Below are 405 nucleotides of genomic sequence, written 5' to 3' on the forward strand. Positions count from 1 at the left end.
ATCGCCGGCAAGCCGTGCTCCTACAGTGGTGTGTCGTCTAGCCTGCGTGCATCAACAGCACTTCGGCCCACCCTTGCCACCGTAACGGGCTTCCTGACGTTCGCGGAAGAACATCTCGTAGCTCATCACCGGTTTGTCCGGGTGTTTGGTTTGCATATGCTCGACGTAGTTGTCGTAGTCGGGCATGCCGACCATCAGGCGCGCGGCCTGACCGAGGTATTTACCGAGGCGACTCAGGTCATTGAACATGCTGCATTCCTCAGGTTACGCATCCGGCAGTGCCTGGAATGGCGATTCTTTATCCGTACGTTCTTTTTTACCCCAGGAGGCAATGCCGACCTTGAGTGCATAGAACAGGATGCTGAACACCACGAACAGGAACAAAGCAGTCAGCGTTGCGTTGGT

General features: G+C 55.8%; 2 protein-coding genes. Both read right to left on the reverse strand.

Annotation, left to right across the window (positions count from 1 at the left end; translation table 11 throughout):
* Positions 1-51: 51 nt before the first annotated feature.
* Positions 52-249: a YbdD/YjiX family protein gene (locus ACW9JC_RS30415; RefSeq protein ID WP_007895266.1), complete on the reverse strand. Its 198-nt coding sequence runs from the start codon at positions 247-249 to the stop codon at positions 52-54.
* A gap of 15 nt (positions 250-264) precedes the next feature.
* A partial coding sequence (locus tag ACW9JC_RS30420) for a hypothetical protein (RefSeq protein ID WP_457459692.1) occupies positions 265-405 on the reverse strand: 141 nt, incomplete at its 5' end.

It is taken from the genome of Pseudomonas sp. SDO5591_S426 (assembly GCF_054070755.1).